Origin of the sequence: Flexithrix dorotheae DSM 6795 (assembly GCF_000379765.1) — a bacterium.
Classification (GTDB): domain Bacteria; phylum Bacteroidota; class Bacteroidia; order Cytophagales; family Flammeovirgaceae; genus Flexithrix; species Flexithrix dorotheae.
The window spans coordinates 375,616-401,206 of record NZ_KB903431.1; the positions used below are offsets into that span (position 1 = coordinate 375,616).

The 25,591-nt window shown below is 35.4% G+C and carries 21 protein-coding genes; 5 read left to right on the top strand and 16 right to left on the bottom strand.

Annotated features, from left to right (window positions below; translation table 11 throughout):
* Positions 1-104 precede the first annotated feature (104 nt).
* The 5 genes from A3EM_RS0105515 to A3EM_RS0105535 form a co-directional block, all read right to left on the bottom strand.
* Positions 105-503 carry a DUF7009 family protein gene (locus A3EM_RS0105515; protein ID WP_020527175.1) on the bottom strand — a complete coding sequence of 133 codons (399 nt, stop codon included), beginning with the start codon at positions 501-503 and terminating at the stop codon, positions 105-107.
* A gap of 256 nt (positions 504-759) precedes the next feature.
* Positions 760-1,611 carry a formate dehydrogenase accessory sulfurtransferase FdhD gene (fdhD, locus tag A3EM_RS0105520; RefSeq protein ID WP_020527176.1) on the bottom strand — a complete coding sequence of 284 codons (852 nt, stop codon included), beginning with the start codon at positions 1,609-1,611 and terminating at the stop codon, positions 760-762.
* 84 nt (positions 1,612-1,695) lie between these two features.
* Positions 1,696-2,928, bottom strand: a complete 1,233-nt coding sequence (locus tag A3EM_RS0105525) for a CHASE2 domain-containing protein (RefSeq protein WP_020527177.1) — start codon at positions 2,926-2,928, stop codon at positions 1,696-1,698.
* A 218-nt stretch (positions 2,929-3,146) separates the two neighbouring features.
* On the bottom strand, positions 3,147-3,980 hold the full coding sequence (locus A3EM_RS0105530) for a hypothetical protein (protein ID WP_020527178.1): 834 nt from the start codon (positions 3,978-3,980) through the stop codon (positions 3,147-3,149).
* Positions 3,981-4,449: 469 nt separating this feature from the next.
* Positions 4,450-5,718: a flavin monoamine oxidase family protein gene (locus A3EM_RS0105535; protein WP_020527179.1), complete on the bottom strand. Its 1,269-nt coding sequence runs from the start codon at positions 5,716-5,718 to the stop codon at positions 4,450-4,452.
* Between the two features lie 251 nt (positions 5,719-5,969).
* Here A3EM_RS0105535 and A3EM_RS0105540 point away from each other — a divergent pair, with 251 nt between their 5' ends.
* A complete protein-coding gene (locus tag A3EM_RS0105540) occupies positions 5,970-7,418 on the top strand; it encodes a hypothetical protein (protein ID WP_020527180.1) in 1,449 nt (482 codons plus the stop codon).
* Positions 7,419-7,447: 29 nt separating this feature from the next.
* Here the strand turns inward: A3EM_RS0105540 and ispE are convergent, their stop codons facing one another.
* A complete protein-coding gene (gene ispE / locus A3EM_RS0105545; protein ID WP_020527181.1) occupies positions 7,448-8,254 on the bottom strand; it encodes a 4-(cytidine 5'-diphospho)-2-C-methyl-D-erythritol kinase in 807 nt (268 codons plus the stop codon).
* Between the two features lie 437 nt (positions 8,255-8,691).
* Between ispE and gyrB the strand changes: the two genes are divergently transcribed.
* Positions 8,692-10,638, top strand: coding sequence for a DNA topoisomerase (ATP-hydrolyzing) subunit B (gene gyrB / locus A3EM_RS0105555; RefSeq protein ID WP_020527183.1), 1,947 nt, complete (start codon positions 8,692-8,694; stop codon positions 10,636-10,638).
* A 145-nt stretch (positions 10,639-10,783) separates the two neighbouring features.
* Here gyrB and rplI read toward each other — a convergent pair whose 3' ends face one another.
* The 4 genes from rplI to A3EM_RS0105575 form a co-directional block, all read right to left on the bottom strand.
* The gene (rplI, locus tag A3EM_RS0105560; RefSeq protein WP_020527184.1) at positions 10,784-11,227 is read right to left on the bottom strand and encodes a 50S ribosomal protein L9; all 444 of its coding nucleotides are present in this window, start codon (positions 11,225-11,227) and stop codon (positions 10,784-10,786) included.
* Between the two features lie 73 nt (positions 11,228-11,300).
* On the bottom strand, positions 11,301-11,552 hold the full coding sequence (gene rpsR / locus A3EM_RS0105565) for a 30S ribosomal protein S18 (RefSeq protein WP_020527185.1): 252 nt from the start codon (positions 11,550-11,552) through the stop codon (positions 11,301-11,303).
* Positions 11,549-11,929 (bottom strand): 30S ribosomal protein S6, encoded by a 381-nt coding sequence (rpsF, locus tag A3EM_RS0105570; protein ID WP_020527186.1) that lies wholly within the window; start codon positions 11,927-11,929, stop codon positions 11,549-11,551. Before rpsF ends, rpsR begins: the two co-directional genes overlap by 4 nt.
* Positions 11,930-12,048: 119 nt before the next feature.
* Complete coding sequence (locus tag A3EM_RS0105575) at positions 12,049-13,218, bottom strand: redoxin domain-containing protein (RefSeq protein WP_020527187.1); 1,170 nt, start codon at positions 13,216-13,218, stop codon at positions 12,049-12,051.
* A gap of 188 nt (positions 13,219-13,406) precedes the next feature.
* On the opposite strand from A3EM_RS0105575, the gene A3EM_RS0105580 reads away from it, so the two are divergent.
* Positions 13,407-14,858, top strand: coding sequence for an SLC13 family permease (locus tag A3EM_RS0105580; protein WP_020527188.1), 1,452 nt, complete (start codon positions 13,407-13,409; stop codon positions 14,856-14,858).
* A 14-nt stretch (positions 14,859-14,872) separates the two neighbouring features.
* On the opposite strand, the gene A3EM_RS0105585 is transcribed toward A3EM_RS0105580, so the two are convergent.
* A complete protein-coding gene (locus A3EM_RS0105585) occupies positions 14,873-16,231 on the bottom strand; it encodes a caspase family protein (RefSeq protein WP_020527189.1) in 1,359 nt (452 codons plus the stop codon).
* A 361-nt stretch (positions 16,232-16,592) separates the two neighbouring features.
* Here A3EM_RS0105585 and A3EM_RS0105590 point away from each other — a divergent pair, with 361 nt between their 5' ends.
* A complete protein-coding gene (locus A3EM_RS0105590) occupies positions 16,593-17,114 on the top strand; it encodes a lipocalin-like domain-containing protein (RefSeq protein WP_020527190.1) in 522 nt (173 codons plus the stop codon).
* 220 nt (positions 17,115-17,334) lie between these two features.
* On the opposite strand, the gene A3EM_RS0105600 is transcribed toward A3EM_RS0105590, so the two are convergent.
* Positions 17,335-18,024 (bottom strand): response regulator transcription factor, encoded by a 690-nt coding sequence (locus tag A3EM_RS0105600; RefSeq protein WP_020527192.1) that lies wholly within the window; start codon positions 18,022-18,024, stop codon positions 17,335-17,337.
* A gap of 188 nt (positions 18,025-18,212) precedes the next feature.
* Between A3EM_RS0105600 and A3EM_RS41630 the strand changes: the two genes are divergently transcribed.
* The gene (locus tag A3EM_RS41630) at positions 18,213-19,313 is read left to right on the top strand and encodes an alkaline phosphatase D family protein (RefSeq protein WP_157637749.1); all 1,101 of its coding nucleotides are present in this window, start codon (positions 18,213-18,215) and stop codon (positions 19,311-19,313) included.
* Positions 19,314-19,380: 67 nt separating this feature from the next.
* On the opposite strand, the gene A3EM_RS0105610 is transcribed toward A3EM_RS41630, so the two are convergent.
* From A3EM_RS0105610 to A3EM_RS0105625, 4 genes are all read right to left on the bottom strand, one after another.
* Positions 19,381-20,484, bottom strand: coding sequence for a phytase (locus tag A3EM_RS0105610; protein WP_020527194.1), 1,104 nt, complete (start codon positions 20,482-20,484; stop codon positions 19,381-19,383).
* 82 nt (positions 20,485-20,566) lie between these two features.
* The gene (locus A3EM_RS0105615) at positions 20,567-23,725 is read right to left on the bottom strand and encodes a TonB-dependent receptor (RefSeq protein WP_020527195.1); all 3,159 of its coding nucleotides are present in this window, start codon (positions 23,723-23,725) and stop codon (positions 20,567-20,569) included.
* A gap of 43 nt (positions 23,726-23,768) precedes the next feature.
* Positions 23,769-24,782 (bottom strand): FecR domain-containing protein, encoded by a 1,014-nt coding sequence (locus A3EM_RS0105620; RefSeq protein WP_020527196.1) that lies wholly within the window; start codon positions 24,780-24,782, stop codon positions 23,769-23,771.
* A 194-nt stretch (positions 24,783-24,976) separates the two neighbouring features.
* On the bottom strand, positions 24,977-25,585 hold the full coding sequence (locus A3EM_RS0105625) for an RNA polymerase sigma-70 factor (RefSeq protein ID WP_020527197.1): 609 nt from the start codon (positions 25,583-25,585) through the stop codon (positions 24,977-24,979).
* Positions 25,586-25,591 lie beyond the last annotated feature (6 nt).

Here is a 25,591-nt window from a genome sequence, read left to right on the forward strand (position 1 = left end):
TTTTAAAGATGGGGAAGGTAGTATTTCCAATCAAAATTATGAAGGCGCAAATCTACTTTCTTTTTAAATGGAAGTAAATGATGGCAGGTAAAATATTACGGTTTTTAGCAATTTCCTTCTTTAGGGTGTTCTTCTAAAGGATTGGGAAAAGCATCAGATTCATCCTCATTTTCCCTTACAGTAAGGCATTTAAAATCTTTTTCAATTAATAGATCCAATGAAATATTATCAGTTATTGAAATTTGATGTTGGATACCCACCTGGTCTGATTCTGCCCAATTACTAACCATCCTGGAAGGCAGTTTTATTTGTATTTGGTTCGTATTAAGACTGGCAGATATCTCTTTACTATTTTCATCTTTAAAAATGGAATAAATAAATCGCTGATCTTCGGATAATCCAAATTCAGTAATTTCCTTTACCAGACCTTTTTCGTTTAAATCATTTACTTCTCCCTGCATTAATCTCAGTCTGATTGAATTTCCTTTTATCCTTAATTTCATGGTATTTTTCAATTATTTAAGCACCAGTGCTCCACTCCGGGTATTCCATACCGGGCACTATTATTCCCGAGAAAAAGTAATCTCCCTATCACTCTTTTATGGCAAAATAACACGCGGTTAATGTTGAATTACTACTTATAATACAAATATAGTCTAAAAACAGCATCCTATTTTCCCATTTAATATTGGAGTAAAACAAAAATAATTATCCGATAGATATTTGAAATCGGTGATGTTTTTTCTAGGTGAAATTAGTTCAATTTTCTGTAATTCGTTCTTTTCCAGCGTAAATATTGAATCCGTTATTTTTTACAAACCCAACTAAAGTAATGTTAAATTCATGCGCCAAATCCACTGCCAGGCTGGAAGGTGCACCCACCGCAGCAATAATTGGAAATTGACTGACAATCGCCTTTTGAACGAGTTCGAATCCCACTCTTCCACTTAGAAACAGTATTTTTTCGGTTGGGTAGTTTTTTTGCATCAATTGCCAGCCAACCAATTTATCCAGGGCATTGTGTCTCCCGATGTCTTCTTTCACCATCAATAAGCTTCCTGTGGTGTCAAACAGTCCGGCAGCATGTAATCCACCTGTGTTGGAAAAAATGGTTTGTTGGGCAAATAAATTTTCAGAAAGTTTCAGAATGATTTCGGAGCTAATCTGGAATTGTGAGTCGTTATTTTTGAAATAGGATTGCTCCATATTTATGGACTCAATACTGGTTTTACCACAAACTCCACAACTGGAATTGATGAAAAAATTTCTACTCAGGTGATTTTTGGAAAAATTAACTTCAGGCTTGATTTCAATTTTAACCACATTGCCGTATTCTTCAGGACTTTTTACATTTTCACAATGCCTGATGCTGGAAATATCTGTAACCTGAGTAATAATTCCTTCGCTAAATAAAAAACCGACCACTAAATCAAAATCATGACCAGGAGTACGCATGGTAATGGCCAGTGAAGTTTGGGTTCTTTCATTCTCAGGCCCGTATCCAATAATGATTTCCAAAGGTTCTTCAGTAACTACAAGGTCTTCCTTTGCAATTCTTTGGTTCTCCCTTTGGGAAATTATCTTTGTTGACTTAATTGGTAATTTTTGCATTAGTCATTTTTTGAATAGTGTAAAATCCTATTCAAAATTAGATAAAAGGACAAGGAAATTTAAATCTGTCCAATCCCTGGAATTTTAAGCCTCTTTAGAACTTTCCGCTTTTAACTTCTTCTCTTCCTTCTTTTCGGCAATGGTTTTTATCCCAACTTCCAGAAAATGCATGTAAAAAGACAGAAATAAAATAGTCAGATGGATTTGGAAAAACCAGTAGGAAATAATGGAAACTATTCCGAAATATATCAGGTAAAAAGTAACATCTACCGTGAATTCTACTACAAAATTGTAGTCCTTAAATTTCCTTTCCACCCATTTGGTAATCGGATCTCTTACCGTAATCGCCTTGTAGGATATCAGTGTATAGGCGATAAGTAGCAATAAAAGGAAGTAGGGAGAAACTTCATTGTCACCTCTTTCAAGAGCCAGAAAAGCATTGATCAAAATGAGAGGCCCGGGCATTTTTCCATAGATGGTATTGTGAATATCCCGGTCTTCAAAATCTCCAAATATTACAATTTTGTCCTTTACCATTTTGGCCAGAAAAGGAGGGGGGATATTTACGAGTTCCTGGATATTCACAAAGCGATAAAGGTCCCTGTTGAATATGTCATTTTTATCCATTGGATAATCCAGAATAAAAGAATTGAAGCTCCTTTTCCCTCCAATTTTGTCGTAAATCAGGCCTTTTTCATGCATTTTCCCGTTAATGATTTCATTCATTCTCAAAGGAGTGGTTTTTAGAGAATCTCCCTGAATAAGATGATATTTCAAAATTAAATCCCTTTCTTCATCATCCACCTGCATATCGGAAAGGGAAATTGGTGCTTTGACAATTGGAATAACAGGTTCTCCCTTTGCATTTTTATGATAGGAGACAAGGCATCTTTTTATTTTATTAAACTCTAATTCCAGCAGAGAATCATCCGGAGAAGGATCAATAAAATTGATATCCACCAGTATAAATTCGTGATTATCAGGAAACTGGTTGATTTTATTTAAAACCTTTGCTAACGATTCTCTATTCGTAATTGGCTGATTACCGATAATATTTCCAATTGTATCTTTTTTAGGAATGAGTTTTTTATCCCAGGCAACATTTACCAGCAGAAACCTTTCCGTATCAGGACGTCTTTTTTGTTGGAAAAGCTTGTTTTTAATGGAGGAAGTGGCCTGAATGAGCACAATCTCATCATCCAGCGTAAAGGAAATAGCCAGATAAATTAAAGTAACTATTAAGAGGAAAATTGCATGGACTAAGGAAAGTCCTACATTCAGCAACTTTTTTTTGTTGGAAAAAAAATTAGGAGCCAAGATTAAATTAGAAATATTAAAAAATTAGTTGATCAGTTATTTAACTGAAGGAGGTTGAATTAATTTCCTGTTTCCGAAGGATTTTATTAATTCCTGATCTTTACATTTCAATAATATGAATTGCAAATGAATTAAGCAATTTGAATTTTAGGACAAAAAAAAACTTCCGAAGATTTTAATTAAGATCATTCGGAAGTTTTTTTTTTACCATTAGAAAATTACCTCTTGGTAATCAACTCTTTAGAGTCTATCCAATTCAGAAATATTTCCTTATTGGTTGGTCCGTGTACATCCAGTACAAAATTGTATAATTCTTCCTGAAGAGCTTTCCCCTGCATTACATTGTTGTTTTGAAGGAAGTTCGCCACCGATTTTAGTTCAATCAATAAGGTTTCCTCGGGAATAAACAGTGGTTGGAAGGTTACAAGGTTCTGGTTTTCATTTGTTTGCGTATTAAAATAAATCAGGTCAACCGGATAGGTTTTTTCTGGTTCTACAATTCTTCCTTTAGTTTTGTACAACCTGTTTTTATCTAACACCAGATAATCATCCTTTTGAGCCACAATTTTATTTACAGGCCTGTCTTCAGTTTCGTATCTGAAAATAAATGTCCAGCCATTTTCCAATACAAATTTTTCTTTATTTGGGCCAATCACTAATTCGTCTCCAATGATCACATATTTGTCACTGCCAAAGAAGTTCTTAAAATCAAGAATATTCATGGGGTCACCACCACGGGTACTTAACTGAATATTTCCTTCAAGCGGAAGAATCACATCTTTTACGAAACTAATAAATTCTCCATCTGCGGTTTTTTCCACTTTCTCACCTCCAACTACCATTCTTTTTCCAGTTTCATCAAGAACAACTGCTCTTGCTGCAGGATCCAGGAATTTCAATTCATCGGAACTGGAAAGCATGTCACCAACCTTCACAGGATTATTTGTATTTTTTACCGCAATGTCACCTTTTACATGAACCACATATAAATCTTGTCCAAAACTTATAAGTGTTGTAAGTAATAAAATAATGAACGTGCTTAAAATTTTCATAATTTAATTTATTTAGGTACGCGTCTGAGAGTTGTTTTCGGTTTATTTAGGTTAAATCTCAGACAATAACCAATTTAATTTTAAGGATTTTAAATTAAAACTCTTTATTGATATAATTATTAATAATTGTATTGCTTCAGCCTTTTTGAAATCGATCTAAGACAATTGACTTAGAAAAGGAATTTGTATTCCCATCCATTTCCCGGCATTAATGCTCTACTTAATTGGTTTTTATGATGTAATTATAGGATTAAATTGTTTGGGAAGATTATTAAAACAATAGCTTAATCGAAATTTAATGATTTTAGTTTTATAGAGATAAAAGGAAATTCCTATATCTGTTAAAAAGTGAAAAATTAAAAATTCATCATATTTGACTAAAAGTTTTATCAGATTTTGGTGCAAAAATAAGCAAATTAAATTTTACAGTAATCAATCTTTTGAATTGGTATTGCATAAATTAGAATAATTAGGCAATGCCACCGGTAATTTCTTCTACCACTCTCTCCGCACTTTCCATTGCTCCATGTAATGTAGCGCTATGACCATAATAATTTGTAGCTTCACCAGCAAAAAAGAGGGTGTTATTCAAATTTTGAGCCAGTACCATTCTCTTTCCTTCACTAAAGGGGCTATCAAATGAGTAAGTCCCGTGAATAAATTGTTCTTTAGTCCAATCCATTATATAAAATTTATCAAAATTTTTTGAGGCAATTTTATCCCCAAAAAATTGATCAAGTTCTTTAACGAGTATTTCCACTGACTGGTTTCCCAATTTGGCAAGATATTCAGCTCTTTCAGCCATTATATATCCTACAAGCACTGCCGGAGCTGATTTTCTTCCTGGCCAGGGGTTATAATATAACTGACAATCCTTTCCTCCATAAATCTCAAAAATATCTTCCTCCCAAAAATGATCCCTAAATAAGAGAAATACTTTCATTCCTGAGCCAAAACCTATCTTCTGGATAGCTTCAATTTTTAATAAGGGCAATTTCGGTTGAAACTGGATTAAATTGTTTTTTAAAATACTCAATGGAACTGTGACTACCACTTTTTGGGCTTCGTAATAATTAAGCCTGGCATCTTTTACCTGAACCTGGTCATTTTCATAAATAATATCAGTTACAATGGAATTCAGTTTTAAATCTTCCTCAATCACTTCTTTAAATTCCTTCAATATATCCTGAAGAGGTCCTTCTATCTTGTAATCATTTTTTCCTGCTGTCCATAAAGCTTCATTTTTGGCAAGCGATCTCATGCCCAGATGATTATTAGAGGTACCATATTCCAATCCAAATGCATCTAAAATGTTCTTCGTGTTTTTATAAAAAGCCTGATTTTCCAAATAATCCTGCACGCTTATTTCCTCTCCCTCATATTCCCATTGCGTATCAAAAAATGTAAATGCTTTATTAAGCTCAGGGAATTTTTCACTGGCCTCTTCTTCCTCATGTAGTGATTCCTTAAAATATATGAGGTTTTCTCCTCTGATTCTTTGAGGTTTTAGATTCAGGTATTCCAGGAAATTAAATAGTGTAGAATTTTTCCCGTGAATAAATTCCGCCCCAAGTTCAATAGGCAAATCACAGAAATTAGTGAGTGATTTTATCCTCCCCCCAATTTGAGAAGATGCTTCAAGAATTTGAACTTTAAATCCCTGACTTTTAAGCATGTAAGCACAATAGAGCCCGGAAATTCCAGCCCCTACAATTATAATATCTGTTTTATTTTCCATTTGTGAAGTTTCCCATTAACAGGAAGTGTTTGTCGAAAATGCTTATTTTTGTAGCCTAATAGGGTTTTATGAATTCTAAATTAAGATTATATACTATCCAAATTTTAATTTTTACAAAAAAAATCCCATTTTGAAGGAAATATAAAAGCAGGATCCGGGACCATAATAATAAACAACTAGGTAAGGATGCTGTATTAGATTACTAACTTGATGAAAATTTTACTGAACTACTAAAAAACTTTACCCCAAACATGCAAAATTTTCCCGTTTTGTCTCTAAAAATTTATTTTCCAAAACTCTTAATCTTTCTCATTTTCCTATCCATAGTAGGCTGCAGACCAAAACCAGACGTTTTTAATGCCGAAAAACCTTATGCACTCATCACCGGAAAGTATAGAAGTTATCAGGAAGCAGCTGCTAATGTGGAAAGGCTATTTAATATGGGAATGGCTCCTTATACCATTTTGCAGCGGACTGAGACCAATGGTTATTGGTTTTTGAATTTACTGGATGCTTACAAAAGTCTGGAAGGGGCCATGGCCAAAAGGATTGAATACGAAGACGATTTTAGTTTGCAATACCTTGATATTGTGAATTTTAATAAATTGTCGGAGGAGATGGAGGAATTCGATGAAGATGATTTTAAATTGTCGTATCTAAATGCTGAAAAACCTCCTTTTTCCAACCATTTGTATGAGGTTTTGCAAAAGGCCCCTTTTTCGGATGAATACTTTATTTCCGATTTAAAACTGGTAAATCCTCAGGATTCTCTGGAAATTATGCAATACGCTTCTCTAAAATCAATTGTATTTGATATGCCAAGGGGAGTTGTTCCCACACGAGTGATTCAACATGCTCATGGATTTGTAGAGGTAGATTACAAGGATAATTTAACGGGTACTGCCTTTACCACCCATGTGGTAAAATTGAAAGAGGAAAATCCATTCGGTGAAGAATTGACAAAATATTTTGCTGAATCCATCATGGATACCAGGGAATATGAATTTGAGGAAATGATACCCAAGAATATTGGAATCAATGAAGAAGTGCAGTTAAAGGGATATTTGGTGAATATAGAACCCAAAAGAGGGAAATTGGCCAGGTATCTGGTTTTATCGGATAATGACCAGAAATTTTTGTATTTCATCCATTCCTTGAAATGTTCGGAACAAAACATTCTGGATTTTGCCAGAAATATTTCGCAAAAAAATGGTTTACTTTCCTATCAGCCATTTCATAACACCTTTCTCACTTTTCCCTCCAAACCGGATTCTTCCCAATTAATGCTTTATTTTAATCTATATAGAATAGGGGAGTCTTCAAGGGGAATTGGAGCAAAATTGGAAGGAAACTATAAGTCAAGACATTTGATTTACGATTTGGAAAAAGGTGTTTTTCAATTTGATCTTACTTATCTATACAACAAGGCCGCTGTAGATGATATCTTTACAAAGGCTTATCAACCAACAAGATATAATAAAAAGGATAGTATTGACATCCGAAACAGCTTAGGGTGGATGACAAAAATAAGGCGAAGAGATAAGGAAAACCGAAAGTATGTGGATGCTCCAAATGAATTACAATTTACCACCGATCAATTCGTAATCGTAATTTCGAATAAGAAAAAAGCCTGGCTGAAAGAGGAGGATCTATTCACTTTTGCTCATAATTTACAATTGAATATGAAGACAAAAGATTAAAAGGAACTGTATTCATTTTAGTCAAATTTTTATTCCAGAAACCCTTCCCAAACAGTGTATTGGGATGGGAAATTTAGTGTTGTCTTATTTTCAAAAATGCCAAAAACAGTTGATCCGGAACCTGTCATGCTTGCATATAAAGCACCCTGATCATAAAATTTCTGTTTTAACGCTTCCAAAAAAGGGTAATTTGGAAATAAGCTGATTTCAAAATCATTAGACAGTTTTCCTTTCCATTGGTTTACAGGACCTTCTAATAATACAAATGGATCATCTGTAAGCGGTTTGGGGGTAATGCCTGCATAGGCTTCTTTGGTGGAAATATGTAGTTCTGGGTAAACCAGGATAATATATTTTCCTTTCAAACTTAAGTTGGTGGCCTGAAATTGATTCCCTGTTCCTGATACAAAAAGTGGTTTGTTTTCAATAAAAAAAGGGCAATCACTTCCCAATGTTTGCGCATATTGCTGCATTTTTTCCGAACTCATTTTAAGTTCAAACAAATCATTCAGGGCTTTGAAGGCAAAAGCACAATCAGATGAACCTCCTCCTAATCCTGCTCCAATAGGAATGACTTTATGCAAATGGATGGCTACCTCAGGCAAATTAAAATCCTTTTTCAATAACCTGAAGGCTTTCACCACCAAATTCGTTTCTGGATCTCCGGGAATATCTATCCCGGTGGATTGAAATGAAAAACTAGCGGCTGGAATAATTTCCAGTATATCCGACCAGCCTACAGGGTAGAAACAAGAAAGAATGTTATGATATCCATCTTGTCTTTTTTCAGTTATGTTTAATCCCAGGTTAATCTTAGCATTCGGAAAAACAATCATTTCGCCTTTTTTTATTTTAAATTTCCCCAAAATTAATTGGGATATTTTCGAAACCAAAATTGGTGGAAATTCTCTTGGCAAATGCACCAACAGTTTTATGAAATTGGAATTCTCCGAATACCTTTTTTTAATACCTGAAAAGGGTGATTTTTTTGCAATTTTTATGCTTTTTAAATTTGTATTTTTTTGTAATTTTTATAATGGATTTGAAGACAGGACGGATTACTATGAAATCAGCTTTGAATTACACGTAATCAAATTAAATATTCAATTGAAGTGTTTGGTGTAAGTTCTTGAATTACAGGTTAGTAATAAATATATCTTCTTCTTTTAATTGACCTCATGTGAAACTAATGGAACCCTTGGTTTTTACTTTAATTAGTTCCTTGGTATTTAGCTTAAAAAATTGTATTATTGCGGGAATAACTTAAGAATAAATGGAAGAAAATAACGAGAATTATTCGGCCGGTAATATCCAGGTTCTTGAGGGCCTGGAAGCAGTACGAAAAAGGCCAGCAATGTACATTGGAGATATAGGAATAAAAGGTCTCCATCACCTGATTTGGGAAGTTGTAGATAACTCTATTGATGAGGCTATGGCAGGTTACTGTGATGAAATTAAAGTAACCATTCATACTGATAATTCAATTGAGGTGAGTGATAATGGTAGGGGAATTCCTACCGGAATGCACCCCAAAGAAAAAAAGTCGGCTTTGGAAGTTGTAATGACAGTTCTTCATGCCGGTGGAAAGTTTGATAAAGATACTTATAAAGTTTCTGGAGGATTGCACGGTGTGGGTGTTTCATGTGTGAATGCACTGTCGAAGGACATGAAAGTAAATGTCCACCGTGAAGGTAAAATCTTTCAGCAGGAATATAAGAAAGGTGTTCCTCAATATGATGTAAAAGTGACTGGTGAGTCTGAATTGCATGGAACTACCGTAAGGTTCTGGCCTGATGATTCCATTTTCTCTGTTTCAGTTTATACTTATGAAACTGTAAAAAGCAGGTTAAGGGAACTTGCCTATCTGAATGCTGGAATCAAAATTAAACTGGTTGACCTAAGGAACCAGGACGAAAATGGGAATGAACTTTCCGAAGAGTTCTTTTCTGAAGGAGGATTAAGGGAATTTGCGCTTTATCTGGATGAAACCAGAACCAGGATTTTGCCGGAGCCTATTTATATGGAAGGTGAAAAATCCAACATTCAGGTTCAGGTAGCAATGTTGTATAACACTTCCTACTCTGAAAATGTACATTCCTATGTGAATAATATTAATACTCATGAAGGAGGTACGCACGTAGCAGGTTTCCGAAGGGCCTTAACCCGAACTTTGAAATCATATGCCGACAAGTCTGGCATGTTGGATAAGGTGAAATTTGATATTACAGGTGATGACTTTAGAGAAGGGTTAACTGCTATTATCTCCGTAAAGGTACCTGAACCTCAGTTTGAAGGACAAACCAAAACCAAGCTTGGCAATTCAGAAGCTATGGGAGCTGTGGATATTGCAGTAGGGGATACACTTTCTACCTATTTGGAAGAGAATCCTCAAATGGCCAAGCTAATTGTGCAGAAGGTAATTTTGGCTGCTCAAGCTAGACATGCGGCAAGAAAAGCCAGAGAGATGGTACAGCGGAAGAATGTTTTGAGTGGGGGAGGATTGCCGGGTAAACTGTCTGACTGTTCTGAAAAAGATCCCGCTTTATGTGAGGTTTATCTGGTGGAAGGGGATTCTGCTGGTGGATCAGCCAAGCAGGGTAGAGATCGAAATTTCCAGGCGATTCTTCCTTTAAGGGGTAAAATTCTTAATGTGGAAAAAGCCCAGGAACACAGGATTTATGATAATGAAGAAATTAAAAATATCATCACTGCTCTGGGGGTAACTTTTGGAACCGAAGAGGATGAAAAAGCATTAAACCTTGAGAAATTGAGGTACCATAAAATTATCATCATGACGGATGCTGACATTGATGGTAGTCATATCAGGACGCTTATCCTAACCTTCTTCTTCAGGTATATGAAGCAATTGATTGAAAATGGATATGTGTATATCGCTCAGCCTCCGCTTTATTTATTGAAAAAAGGTAAAACCGAGAGATATTGCTGGGATGATAATGAGCGGGATAGACTAATTCTGGAAATGGCTGGTGAAGGTAAAGAAAGTTCTGTACATATTCAGAGGTATAAAGGTCTTGGTGAGATGAACCCGGAACAACTGTGGCAAACTACCATGAATCCTGAGCATAGAAGTTTGAAAAGAGTAGATATAGAATCGGCTGCGGAGGCAGATCATTTATTCTCTATGTTGATGGGAGATGAAGTAGGACCAAGAAGGGAGTTTATTGAGCAAAATGCCAAATACGCTAATGTAGACGTATAATCCCACCCATATTCTGCAATTAAAAAAGGCAGTGGTTTCATTATTGAAACCACTGCCTTTTTCTTTTATTGAAAAACTATTTGACATAAAAAAAGTCAGACCGAAAATTCAGACTGACTTTTTTTGTAGATCCCAAAGTTAAAACTTAGGCATTAACAACCTTGATTGTTAATTCGTGTTTTACTTCTTTGTGTAAATCTAATAGTGCTTTATATTCACCAAGGTTTTTGATCTCACTTAAGAAAGAAATTTTCTTTCTATCTACTTCAAAACCTTTTTCATTTAATTTTTCAGCAACCTGAGTGGTTGTTACTGCACCAAATATCTTTCCTGATTCTCCTGCTTTTGCTCCAATTTCAATTACCAAATCACCAATTTTTGACGCCAATTCCTCAGCAACAGTTTTGATTTTTTCGGCCTTGTGAGCAGCTTGTTTAAGGTTTTCTTTCAATACCTTTTTATTCGATTCAGTCGCAAGGATAGCAAATCCTTGTGGGATAAGATAGTTTCTCCCATAACCAGGCTTAACATTTACTATGTCGTCCTTATAGCCTAGTCCTTTTATATATTCTTTTAAAATTACTTCCATTATTGTAATATTTTTAAGGGTTAAAACCTCAGTATTTGCATACTTCGAATTTTCTTCCTAAGAAATTTATAGACTATTTAAAACCGTCAGTTACGTAAGGTAACAAGGCTAATTGACGAGCTCTTTTTACTGCAACAGCAATTTTCTTTTGAAATTTTAAGCTTGTACCTGTCAACCTTCTTGGAAGGATTTTACCTTGCTCATTTAAAAATTTGGCAAGAAAATCAGGATCTTTATAATCGATATATTTAATCCTGTGTTTTTTGAACCTGCAATATTTTTTTTGCTGTTCTCCTCTGTTGATTGATTCGTTTACTAATGTCATTTTTTAGCCTCCTCTTTTTGTGGTTCAGATTTTTTTGTCTTTTTAAATGCACCAGCTCGCCTTCTCTCGTTGAATTCAACGCCATATTTATCAAGGCTAACTGTTAAGAATCTCATGACTCTTTCATCCCTCTTGTATTCAATTTCAAGATTAGCAATCACTGTTGGATCTGCCTTAAACTCAAATAAATGATAAACTCCTGTTGTTTTGTTCAGGATTGGGTAAGCAAGTTTTTTTAGACCCCATTTTTCATCATGGTAAACATCTGCACCGTGATCTGAAAGCCATTTTTTGAACTTATCGACAGTTTCCTCTACCTCTTGATCGGATAGAACGGGAGTAATTATGAAAACTGTCTCATAATGTTTCAAACTCATGTTTTTAATTAATTTTAAATGTTTGAAAAATTGATATTAAATTTTCGAGGTGCAAATATAGTGTTTCTTATTTAATTTGCTACATGAGTTTGAAAATAAATACTACGGAATAAGGTAACTTAATAATACCTTCCAATATACTTGCTTTCCACAATCTTTTTCTTGATTTCGTAAGGATTAATGGTGCCCTGCTGACTGTATAGAATCTTTCCCCCAGGCTCTACTAATATAGTGTAGGGAAGTGCTCCTTGCCAGTTTTCATCTATGGCTTCTATGAGTTGGTATTTGTCTTCCAGGCTAAAAAGGTAATTTTGGGTAGCGGCTTCCATTCTTTCCAATTTCGCCAGCACTTTTTCTTTTTTTTCAGGCTTGTCGGCACTGATGGAAATAAATTCAAAATCCCGCTCCATATACATTCGGTGGATATCCACAAACTCGGGAAATTCCATTACACAGGGACCACACCAGGTAGCCCAAACATTTATTAGTCTTAATTTATCAGTATCATTTTTAATTAACTGTTTAATTCCTTCTGGGGAAATTTCATTTAAGGTAACTTCCTGCTGAGCCCAATTCTCATCAAGTTTCTTTTTCCATTCATTTTTCCATGCCCATTTTACAGAACATCCAAATGTTTTGGTGATTGGATTGCTCACTTTTTTATTTGCTAACACTGCATTTATGGCCGATCTTAAATCTTCCGCATTTGCTGAGCCCGGTTTTTCAGAACCATCTAACCTGCCTACATAACTGAGCTTTCTTTCCTTGTTAAATAAAAAGGCATGTGGAGTGGCAATTGGTCCGTATTTTAATGAAGCTTCCTGGGTTTCGCCATCGTACAGATAAGGGAAATTGTAATTTTTTTCTTTAGCTCTTGTCTGCATATCCTTGAATGAATCGCCCAAATCAGAATAGCCTAATTCTCCTAAGGCTACGGCATTTGGCGCATTCGGAGAGATAACCACAACTTGTACACTTTTGCCTTTATAATCTTCAGTAAGCTGTATTATTCTGTCTTCATAGGCTTGTGCTGTTGGGCAATGGTTACAACTGAAAATAATTACCAAAGCTTCTTTTTCGGAAAAGTCGCTTAGAGTATATTCCTTTCCATCTACCCCGGGTAATTTAAAATCAGGGGCTTCTGCTCCAATTTTTAGTGGATTAGGCTTAGGATGTTCTCCTTCCTGAGCAAAAAGTGATGAAAATATGATTACTTGAATGAGCGTAAACAGGCGGGAATAGGTTTTTATGTTCATTGTAATAATAGGTTTATCTCCTTGAAGTTTCATTAGGGTAATTTCCAATATTACGGATCAATTTCCGAAAAAAAAACCATAAATTCTATTTCTCTTTACATATCCTGAATTTTGAGTAATACTATAATTAAATTCTTCTTAAACTCAACTCACTTTCCCTTTTTCTCAACAATTTGCTATAATAGAGGATTCAAAAAATAAACTGATCTATAACTGAACTAATGAATACCTCTTTTCCACTAACCAAAAAGATTGGGCTTTTTTTGGGACCAATATTATTCTTTATATTTCTTTCAATCCCTGTGATTCCTCCTTTAAACCCGGAATCACAAAAAGTAATAGCCATTGCCAGCCTGATGATTTCATGGTGGATTTCAGAGGCAGTTGAATTACCCGTAACTGCCCTGGTACCAATTGTTTTGTTACCTTTTACCGGTGTTTTGGATATTAAAGAAGCAACCGCTCCATATAGCTCTCCAATTGTGTTTTTATTTATGGGAGGTTTTGTTGTGGCCCTTGGTATGGAGAAATACCAATTACACAAAAGAATTGCCTTAAATATAGTAAGTTTTACAGGGACGAATGCCAATGGAATTATATTAGGATTTATGTTAGCCACTGCCTTTTTAAGTATGTGGATAAGTAATACAGCCACTACCGTGATGATGCTGCCTATTGCAGTTTCTGTAATTTCTCTTTTAAGCGATCAGACTGATCCCGAATCAAAAGGATTAAGGTACTTTTCATTGGCAATTATGCTGGGAATTGCCTATTCTGCAAATGTTGGGGGAATTTCAACCCTTATCGGAACTCCTCCCAACTCCGTATTTGCAGGTTTTATTTACGAATCTATGGGGTTTGAAATAAGTTTTTTAAACTGGATGTTAATGGCATTTCCTTTTACCACAGTACTCTTATTCATTACTTATTTTTTCCTGGTTAAGATATTATATCCCAATAAACTGGGGCATTTTTCAGGCTCAGCTGAGGTAATCCGGGCTGAAAAACAAAAACTGGGGGTTTTAAAGGCTGGTGAAAAAAGGGTATTAATAGTATTTATTTGCACAGCAGTTTTGTGGATTTCAAGAAGTTATATCAACCCATTCATCCCTTTTGTAAAATTGACAGATGCGGGAATTGCCATGACCGGTGCCCTGGCCTTATTTTTATTCCCGATTAATTATAAAACTGGAGAATTTGTGTTGGAATGGAAAGATACCACCAAGCTTCCCTGGGGAATTTTAATTCTATTTGGCGGTGGACTTACCCTTGCTGCAGGTATGGAAAAGACCGGGATAATTGATTTAATTGGAGAATCGGTAGCAGATTCTGGTCATATGGGTAATTTGATGGTGATTTCTATTTTGATAACCATCATGTTGTTTATGACCGAATTGATGAGTAATGTGGCACTCGTCACCATTCTACTACCTGTAGTGGCAGGTGTGGCAAAAGGTCTGGATATTGATCCATTGTTAGTGGCTATTCCGGTAACCATGGCATCTAGTTGTGCATTTATGTTGCCAATGGCCACTCCGCCAAATGCCATAGTTTTTGCCAGCGGGCATATTAAAGTATCCCAAATGGTAAAAGCCGGTATTTACCTCAATATTATTTCCGTGATTTTGCTAATTGTGTTGTCCCAGACCCTGGTTCCCATGATTTTTAGTTGAGCCTTTTAAGTTGTTTATGGGAATTCTACAAAAATTTCGTCAGGGTTTTCCATGGATAATTCAGGTACCTGCTCCAGGCCATGGAGTCTTCTGGCATAATAGGGGACTCCATAATTTGGATCGGCTATAAAATGATAAATTTCCGAATAAGACAATTTATTGTCTTTATTGGTGTCTCCATTCTTATTGTGGATTGCTTTTAAAAAGAAGTAGGTAAGCATGCCATGCTTTTTTTCCGGGTACCAACTTGAAACCTGGTCCCCAGCTGAAGAAGAAAATACAGCTGCATTATCAATTCCGATTGCCCCTTTCGATTTAATAATTATAGGAGAAATATTTTCATAAATAGAGGCTCCGGAAAAACAGGCATCCATCACAATTGTAGTTTTCCTTGCCGGAATTTGTGCAATATTGTTATAAAATGTATTAAGGGCATAACCGCTGAGTTCTACATATTGAGGATCACATTCTACAGGTACAAAATATCCTTCCTGATTGTTAAGGCCTGGTGCTCCATGTCCGGAATAGAAAATGAAGATGTCACTTAGATTGGCTCTGACTGCATTGAATAATTTTCCTTTTGGATTTCCTGTGTTGCCGAAGTATAACTCAAAGTCTCCCTTGCTTGCATCTTCCAGATAAAAAATGTTTCCTTCCTGATATCCCAGCACATTGATTAAGTATTTTTTTACAGCTGAAGCATCATTAAGGGCAAAATCTACTTTTTTCGTTTTTTCATAATTTGAATTTCCTATAACTACCGCAATCGCATCCCTATTGTTCACTCCAGTTACTGGAATATCCATGGAAATGTCCGAAATAAGTACAGGTTTGTTTAAAGTAGTTTTTACCTGAACAGGACCAGAGGAAGGATTTGATGAAGATGGATTGTTGTTGGCGATTCCAGGATTTGCATTATTATTAAATAAGGGTGGATTTGTAGTTTCAATCATAGGAAACATGACATCTTCTTCAAATTTCTGATGCCTTTTTTCTCCAATATTTTCAAATTGTTTTTTTGCTTTTGCCTGATTGGTTTCTTCTCTCAAAGTAAAACCTCCAAAAACAGGCACAATGCCTACAAAATATTTTTGTCCATGTTTAACATTAAGGGAAATTTTCTTATTGGAGACTTCAACATTATACCTTCCCTGGGAATATAATTTCATAGTCACCTTTCCAGGACATCTTAATTTAAAGTATTCTTTATTGTTTACAGTTACTGTAGGAGAAAGTGCAGCACCAACATAATTGTATTTCCTATAAATATAGATGGTGGCATAATCCTGGTTTTCCTGAGCAAAAATGGAATTGGAAAAGCTAAACAGATAAAAAGTAATGCCGAGTAGTTTTAGGGTTTTAGAAATAGCCATTGTCAATTGTGGAAGGTAATATTGAGTTAAAAAATCAGGTAAAGTAATGAGATTATCCTCATTAATCTTATTATACCTGTATTTTTAAAATTAGGTTTTGGAATTAGCATATCTATTTCGCTGTCAAAGCGTAAAGTGCCTTGATTTTGATTGCTCTCAAATGGGAAAACTTTTGAATATAATCAAACCAATCTGCAGGATTGTTGTTGAGTTTATAATTTGTTAATATTAATTTTTTTTATTAAAAAATAATTTTTTTTATGTGTATGCTAAAATAAAAGTTTAAATAAATATGATGTGTGGTATTTTTACGTTTCCGTTATCTAAAATATTTAAAACTATTACTAATTTAAAAAAATCAATGAAATCAATTAAATTTTTAATTTTCGCATTAATTGCCTCGGTATTATTTTCTTGTTCAGAGGACGAACCAGCTACACCAGACCAGGGAATGATTGTAGGTGCCTGGAAAATGTCATCAGTGGATTATTCTGGTACTTCCACTACCGTTTTTAATGGTCAAAGTACTAAGATAAATTTTACCGGTGAGGGCAAGAACTTAAATAATGAAATAAATTTTTCAGAAAACCCGAACGAATTTTCGGTATCAGGAACCTACGATGTGGTATTGAAAATGGACATGGGTGGAAATGAGATGATTTCGGAGCAGAATGGTTTAAGCTTCGTTAATTCTGGTGATTGGGAAATTGATGGAAATAAACTGTATATCACTGATGATGTTTCTGCAATTCAGGAGGCTACAATTAAGGAATTATCCGAGAACAAACTGGTGCTTTTATGGACACTAAAACAAGAGTCTGATCAATTTGGTGTGAAAACAATAATGGAAGGAGATGGAACTTTTACCTTCACCAGAAATTAAGCCTGGTATATGAATAAAAAAACACTTCACTGTTCATTCAGTGAAGTGTTTTTTTATTAGAGTGTGTTTAAAATTTAGGTTTTCAAGCGAAAACGTCCAGTTTTGGGTTCTCACGAAAAAAGAAAATTTTTGAATAGCAGCGTTATTTGAGAATTTTATTTTGAAGTGAGGTTTCATAAATGGGCGTTTGCAGCGAAACAGTTAAAATTTAAACATGCCCTTACCCAATTAATTTATAACCAACCCCATGCACAGTAAGGATAATTTTAGGATCATTAAGGTCTGATTCTATTTTTTGCCTTAGTTTTAGGATAAAATTATCGATGGTTCTGGTGGTGGGAAATTCATCATAGCCCCAGATGTTTTCCAATAGCTGATTTCGGCTTACCGTTTCATTTTTATGATTCCACAGATAATGTAAAATCTCAAACTCCTTGTGCGACATTTTCACTGGTTTTCCTCCTACAGTTCCAACATAATTACTAAAATCTGCGGTTAAATTACCAATTCTGGTTTCACCTTTTCGAGGAGTGTTTTCCTCCAAAGATTCTGTCCTTCTTAACACCGCTTTCACCCTGGCCAAAAGTTCTCTGAGGCCAAAAGGTTTGGTGATATAATCATCGGCTCCAAGCTCCAGGCCCAGCACTTTGTCAATTTCCTCCCCCTTAGCAGTTAATAAAATAATGGGGGTTTTTATACCTTTATTTCTGGCTGTTTTACAGACATCGAATCCAGATAAATTTGGCATCATCACATCGAGCAAAACCAGGTGGTAAGAATTGTTCAGAATCTTGTCCAATCCTGATTTTCCTTCCTCGGCAATTTCAACTTCGTATCCTTCAAATTCAAGATTATCCCTTAATCCCATTCGCATATTGGGTTCGTCTTCTACAATTAAAATCCTGGCCATTTTTCTCTTTGCTTATTAAAAAATTATTGAAAATTAATAAAAGAAATGGATTTATGCTGATGGTTTTTTACGAATGGTTTCAGAGAGTTTAAAGTTGATGATTAATTCATTTGGAGGGGTGGTTTGTAAAAGCTGAAATTTCTAATTTGCATACTTAAATATCACCACAATTAAATAAGATAAGCAAAATGTCAATTAAAAATTTCTTTTACTATTCTAGTTACATATTAATCCTTTCCATGTCGGTATCTCTTTGGAGTTGTGAAGAGAAGTCAAAGGAAGGTCATTCAACTGAAATACCTCCTGAAAATAAATTAATAATAAACAAAGAAAATCCTGAAATCCAGCTTTCTACTATTGCCATTGGTTCGTGCAACCATGAATATGATGAACAGGTTATTTGGCCGGAAATCAGGAAAAATACCCCTGATCTTTGGGTTTGGCTTGGGGATATAATTTATGGGGATTCGGAAGATATAGAGGTGTTGAAAGGCAAGTATGACCTACAGAAAAGTAATGCTGTTTATGCCGAATTCATAAAAAACATTCCCACCATTGGTATTTGGGATGACCACGATTATGGTGTAAATGATGGAGATAAAAACTATAAAATGAAGGAAGAAAGCAGGGATATTTTATTGGATTTCCTGGATGTGCCCAAGTCAAATGCAGTATGGGGCAGGGAAGGTGCTTACAATGCATTCAGTTTTGGAAATGCAGATAAAAAAGTGAAAATCATTTTATTGGATGCCCGATATTTTAGAGACGAGCTGGAAGACTCTGAAGATACTTTGAAAAGATATGAAATTAATGAAAAAGGGGATATTCTGGGGGAGGAGCAATGGAAATGGTTGGAAAAAGAATTGGAGAATAGTGATGCCCGGGTAAACATAATTGCCAGCGGAATTCAGGTTTTACCGGAGGAACAGGTTTATGAAAAGTGGGATAACTTCCCGAAGGCCAGAACCAGGTTTTTAGAACTTATTTCCAATTCAAAAGCGAAAGGTATCATTTTAATAAGCGGGGACAGACATATTGCCGAAATTTCTAAAATTGAACTTCCCGGGCAACAAGAACCGATTTATGAGTTTACCTCAAGTGGGCTTACCCACACTTGGGGAAATGATTTGGATACCGAAGAAAATAAGTACAGGGTAGGGGATTTAATTATAAAAAAGAACTTTGGCATTATAAAAATTGATTGGGACTCAGCTCCATTGGAAGCTGTATTTGAGGTGAGAGGGACTGAAAATCAGCTTTTTCAGGAAACAGAAATTATTTTGAACTAATGGAAAATGGAATTACCAATTCAGGAACTTATGACTCTAAATTCCTGAATTGGTAAAAACTGAAAAATCAATTAGCCTCCTTGTAAACTTTCAGATCATCTCCGGCAATATCTGCCCAGTTGTAAAAATGAAAGGTTTTATCATCAGACATGGCTACAAAAAGACCTCCAGGAAACTTCCCATTGAAGGTTTGATAAGTAATTTCACTACCATCGCTTTCCCTTGTAGAGACTTGTACTGCCTTTAGTAAATCGTGCTGATGAGAATTCTCGGTAGTTCCTTCTCTTGGGAATATATGAAATTTGTTGGCTTGCTGATCGCTAACCAAAATATAGCCTGTACCATCGGGAAATTTATAAATGGAAATTCCTTCGTGATCATCTGTAAAACCTTCAGTGGCAAAAAGTGCGAGTTCTTCATTGCCCATGGCTGGTTCTGCATAATATTTTCTAACTCCTTTACCCTCATCCGAAAAATAGATATAGCCTAATTCTTCATCTACAGCAATGGATTCAATCTCCTTTCCCCCTTCAAATTTTCCGAACTTTCTGACCAACTCTGCACTAACCGATCCTTCATTTTCTTTTAGCTCATACTGCCATAAATAACTTTCGCTTTCACCTCCTTTTCTGCTAACAATGGCATAGAATTTACCAGATTCAGGAGATCGGTAGGAGGCAATGCCCATGGGACTTTTTATGTCCTCTCCTTCGAAAACCGGTATCCCCCCATTATCAATTGAATCCATTTCCGGAATGCTGAAAATTCTTAAAAGATCACGGCCTCTTTCTGTTACCAGAGCAATGTCAGTAGGATTTCCATTAACCTGAAATCCATAGGCTATATCCACATTATTCACCCGCGTTAGGCCGGTAACTGATTTATCTTTGACGATTTTTCCTTCCAGATCATAGACCATTAAAGCTGCATTTTTATCAAAATCATCCCCTTTATCTGTTCCTAGGATTAAACTTTTAGAAATATCCTGCTTGTTGATCCAAATGGCAGGATCATCTGTATCATAAAGTGAAGGTTCAGTGATAAGGGCAGGAGATAAGGACTGATGATGACTTAAAGTATCAATAACCGATACGTCACTATTTGGCTGATTCGAATTACAGGAAGCCAAAACAAACTGGAAAAAGATGATATATAAAGTTAGATTTCTCATAAATTATTTATTTAAAGTTAAAAAAAAACATTCCGGGAATCTCCCGGAACGTTTCGTATCTCATATGTAAAATCTTGAATGATTATTTATTAAAAAGATCGAATTTAACACCTACATTCATTCTAAGGTTGTAGTATTCAGCCTGCATAGTTCTGCTGCTTACTCCCTGATAATATCTAAGTGGTTGATTGGTAATGTTATTTACATCTACGAATAATCTCCATTTTGGAGTAAAAGCATAAGATCCGTTGAAATCAAGAAATGTTTGTTTATCGTAGAACCTATCCTCAAAAGTATCTCCGCCAAGTTCATCAAGATAATCTGATGCATGGTTTAGTGAAAGTCTTAAAACCAGTTTTTTAGTCTCGTAGGATAAGGAACCATTAAACATGTGTTTTGCCGTGCCGGGAAGAACCATTTTTTCTTCCTCTCTTCCCTGAATACCGCTTGCGGTGGAATTAGTGTTGGTATAGTTAAGGTATATACCAAGGCCTTTCATAAATCCAGGTAAAAAATCCAATTGTCTTTGAAATGCTAATTCAAAACCATAAACATCCACTGCGTTTCCATTTTGGTAAGTCACAAATTCGATGTCATCCCCGTAAACTGGGTGCGTATAGTTTTCTTCTACTCTTGTGTAAATGAAATCCTGAATGTTTTTGTAAAAACCTCCTGCAGAAACTAATCCAATAGATTTGAAGTAGTTTTCTGCCATAAAATCAAGGTTGGTAGAAACTGAAGGTTTAAGCTTTGGATTTCCTGCTTCCAGTTCTGGTCCATCCGGATCAAATGCTTCAAAAGGTACTAATTTAAAATAGTCAGGTCTGGCTAAAGTTTGGGTTACTGCAAATCTCAAAACCTTATTTTCATTCAAATTATATTTCAGGTGGAGATAAGGCAAAACATTGGTATAGCTATCGGTACCTTCCGTAGTGCCAATTTCTTCTGTATCGAAATTAAAAGAAAATCCCTGATAATCAATTTGAGTGTTTTCCATTCTTACACCAGCAAGTGCAAAGAATTTTTCCGAGAATTGGTAATCTGCCATAGCGTATGCAGCAATTATATTTTCAGTGGCTTTGTAATTGCCGGGAATGTATTCACCCATTTCATCACTTTCCTCATAAATATCAGAATTTTTTAAGTCCAGCTGAGACAAAAACTGTTTGGTTACAAAATAACCAGCCTGGTATTTTTCTCCGGCAAGGAAATCTGATTTGGATTGATCTTCTGTAGGTACATCTCCCATATATTCTCCAAATGATTCCACATCCAAAGGTTCAAATTCAGAAAAAATATTATCTCTTTTTTTCTCTTTACCTCTGTATCTTCCTCCGAATTTAAAAATACCATTTTTACCAATGGGAAGTCTGAAATCCAGTCTACCATTAATATCCCTTTCATAAGTCATCTGAGTTTCATCGGAAATACTATTTAATTCTAGAGTCTGGAATTGATTTTCATTTAAAGAAGTAACCTGAGGCTTATTAGGATCTCTTATATCCATTAAAACAGGCAAATCACTTGTTCTGTAGCTAATGTACCTTTCATTTACTCTGTCTTCCGATGCTTTAGCATAAGTAACTGACCAGTCCATTTTTAGTTTGCTCGCAATCAGGTGATCACCCTTTAAAGTCAAATTGTAAACTCTTTGATCTTCAAGCCTTTTTTGTTTTCCTCTGTCACTGTCAATTCCACCCTTTGTTTCTCTTTCAATTCTACCCTTTGTTTGGTATAAACCAGGTGCAAGTGGAATCCAGGCTTCAGGATCATAGTCTTCATCTGAGGGATCAAGATTTCCGTTCTCGTAGGCATCTTCAATTTGTCCTACTCTGTATCTGTACCTGTTTTCCCAATCATCTCTCCAATTATACATCCCATTCAGATAGATTTTATTATTAGGATTAAATTCATAGTCTAGTCCAAGGGAAATACTTCTTCTTACCCTTTGTACATAATAGGTTCTTAAATCAAATTCATCCAGAATAGGTCCGTCATCGGTATCAATCCAAACAGCTTCAATGTTATCTGAACCAAAGTTGTGGTTGTTGTAAGAGGTACTCAAAATTACGCCAAGTTTGTCATTGGCAATTCTATCACCGATTACCAAAGCACCTGTCCAGATAGGCTTATTGCTTAAAAAATTCATTCCTGTTCCCAAGGTACCGGAAACTCTAAGTCCATCAGGAGTACTTCGAGTGACCAGGTTTACGGATCCTCCAATAGCATCAGCATCCATGTCAGGGGTTAAGGCCTTATTAACTTCAATAGTTTGGACCATGTCGGCAGGAATCAAATCCAACTGGATTCTTCTATTGTCTCCTTCGGCAGAAGGAATTCTTTCTCCATTGATCATGACAGAGTTAAGTTGTGGCGCTAAACCTCTAATGATAATATCTCTGGCTTCACCCTGATCATTTTGGATAGTTATACCAGAGATTCTTTTCATGGCATCTCCGATATTCGCATCTGGAAATCTACCGATCTGATCTGCAGCCACAATATTGGTAATATTTGGATTGGTTCTTTGCTGGTTAATGGCTTTTGCCTGCCCTTTCAGCCTGTCCCCTAATATCAACACTTCCTGACCAACAGTTACCCCTGGTTCAAGAGAAATTTTAATTTCATTGGTTACACCACCTGATATCTCAATTTCTTTTTCCAAATCGCTATACCCGATGTAAGTAATTTTCAATTGGTGAGGGCCGGTGGGGACATTCAAAATAATAAACTCTCCGTTTTCGTCCGAAACGGCTCCTGTTCCATTTACATCAGTGACCAAAATCGTTGCACCTGGTAATCCAAGCCCGTTTTCATCAGAAACCTTTCCCTTCAAAACACCAAAGGCCTCCCTTTCCATGGCTCTCAATTCCTTTTTGGTTGGGCCGGCAATATTAGCTTTTACTAAGATATTTCTATTGATCTGCTTGAAACTCAATCCCGTTTCTTTGGCAATCTGGGTTAATATTTCTCTTACACTTTTATCCTTTTCAGAAATGTTCACTTTTTTGTCTAAAGCCACCATTCGGCTGTTATACATGAACTTGAGACCGGTTTTCTTATCAATTTTTTTGAATGCAGTTTTTAATGGTTCATTTTCCAATTGAATGGAAATCCTGATTTCATCAATACTTTTCACTTTTTCTCCTGCCTGAACTGATTGAAATGCGGCAGAAAACACTAAACTAATCAATAACAACATGCCCTTTTGGGTAATCTGATTAAGTAATTTTGGTTTCATGATTTATTTAAATTTTAAGTTTATGCTTGATAAATAATTTGTTTTAATCACATCCTTTTCCATCCAGAAAAATGGTTTCGTTTACTATTCTATAGGTGATGTCATTGGTGTATTTGATACTCTCCAATACATTGATGAGTGATTCATTTTTAAATTCTCCTGTTAACTGGCAATCCAAAATTTCCTGGTTTTCAAACTTGATGCTTATGCCATACCACCGTTCCATACTTTTTGCTACCAAAGACATTGGGGTATCTTCAAAAAATAAGGTGCTGTCTTTCCATGAAAATTCTTGTTTATAATTAAATGGTTTTTCGATGAGGCTGGCGTCCTGTTTAGAAAAAATCACCTGCTCTCCCGGAATTAAGTGTACCTTGTTATTCTTGTTTTTCACTTCCACTTTTCCGGTGGCAACCGAAACTTTTATTTCCTTGTTTTCAGGATAAGCCGAAATATTGAAACTTGTGCCTAATACCTGAGTTTCCAACTCTCCACTAATAATTTTGAATGGTCTTGATGTGTCCCGGGCTACTTCAAAAAAAGCTTCACCCTCCAAATGAACGACTCTTTCAGTGCTTTTGAAGTTTTTCGGAAACATGAGTTTTGTTTCGGCATTTAGTTTTACCATTGTACCGTCCTTAAGTCGGATGGTTTGTTTTTTCCCTGCCGGAACAAATTTTTCTACCATTTGGACGATGGGGGAATTATTGAACTGGAAAAAATTTCGATTAAGAAATAACCCGGATAAAAATATCAGTACAACACTGACCGATGCAGCAAAAGCAAAAACCTGTCTGCGGTTGAGTGTTGTAGTATGCAACTGTCTCGTTTTGGTGGTTGGGCTTTCATCTATTTTTTGATTTAGAATTTTTCGCCCTCTTGCCAAATCAAATTTCTGTTGAGGAAATATTTCTTTTTCCCATGTGATTTTGAGCGTTTCAAATTCTCTTTTGAAAAACTCATTTTCATTAATCAATTTTTTTAAACTGTCGATTTCCTCTTTTGTGGCTTCCTTATTGAAGAATCGTAATGCCAATCTTTCGAATTTTTCCTCCATCGTCCGTATTTAAACTTTATGCTTTCAATGGAGTAGAGTGTATTTTTTAAAGTTTCCGAATAATGGAATTTTAATGATATGTGAAGTAAATGTGAAAAAGAAGTGGATTGTTTGAATAAAAAATGAATATACTTGAAATTATTAAAGATGAATAGAGCTTTCTAAAATACCCGACTTTGTATTTTCAACTTTACTTAGGCATTGGAATTTGGGAAAATAATAGACTTTAGTTTTTTTACGACTAATAGAAGGTGGTTTTCCACTGTCTTTTCCGAAATATTCATAATTTGGGAAATTTCCTTGTATTTCATTCCTTCTGTTTTGCTGAGTCTGAAAATAGTCCGGCCGGGCTCCGGAATGGCGTTAAGAAATAAATTAAGCTCAGTACTTAGTTCATTGATCAAAAGTTCTGAATCGGCCTGGTTTTCAGACACGAGAAAATCAGGATAGTCCTCAAGGTTTTTCCTTTCTTTGTTTTTCCTGGATTTAAAATACGCTGAGGCTCTATATTTTATGGAGGAAAATAAATAAGCCCGCAAATTAGAATGAATTTGCAATGTAGCCCTGTTTTGCCAGATTTTAAGAAATAAATCAGTGACGATTTCTTCTGATTCTTCTTTTTGTTCAATTAAAAAATGACAAAAATTGCAAAGCTGATTATAATATTTATCAAATAGATTGTTAAGGGCAGACCGGTTATTTTGCTTTAATTTTAAAAGCAAAAGCCTATCCTCCTCATCATTGTCAATAGAACTGTTTTTTATTTGATTTGACGACTTATACTCCTCCAATTCACTAATCATTTTGAA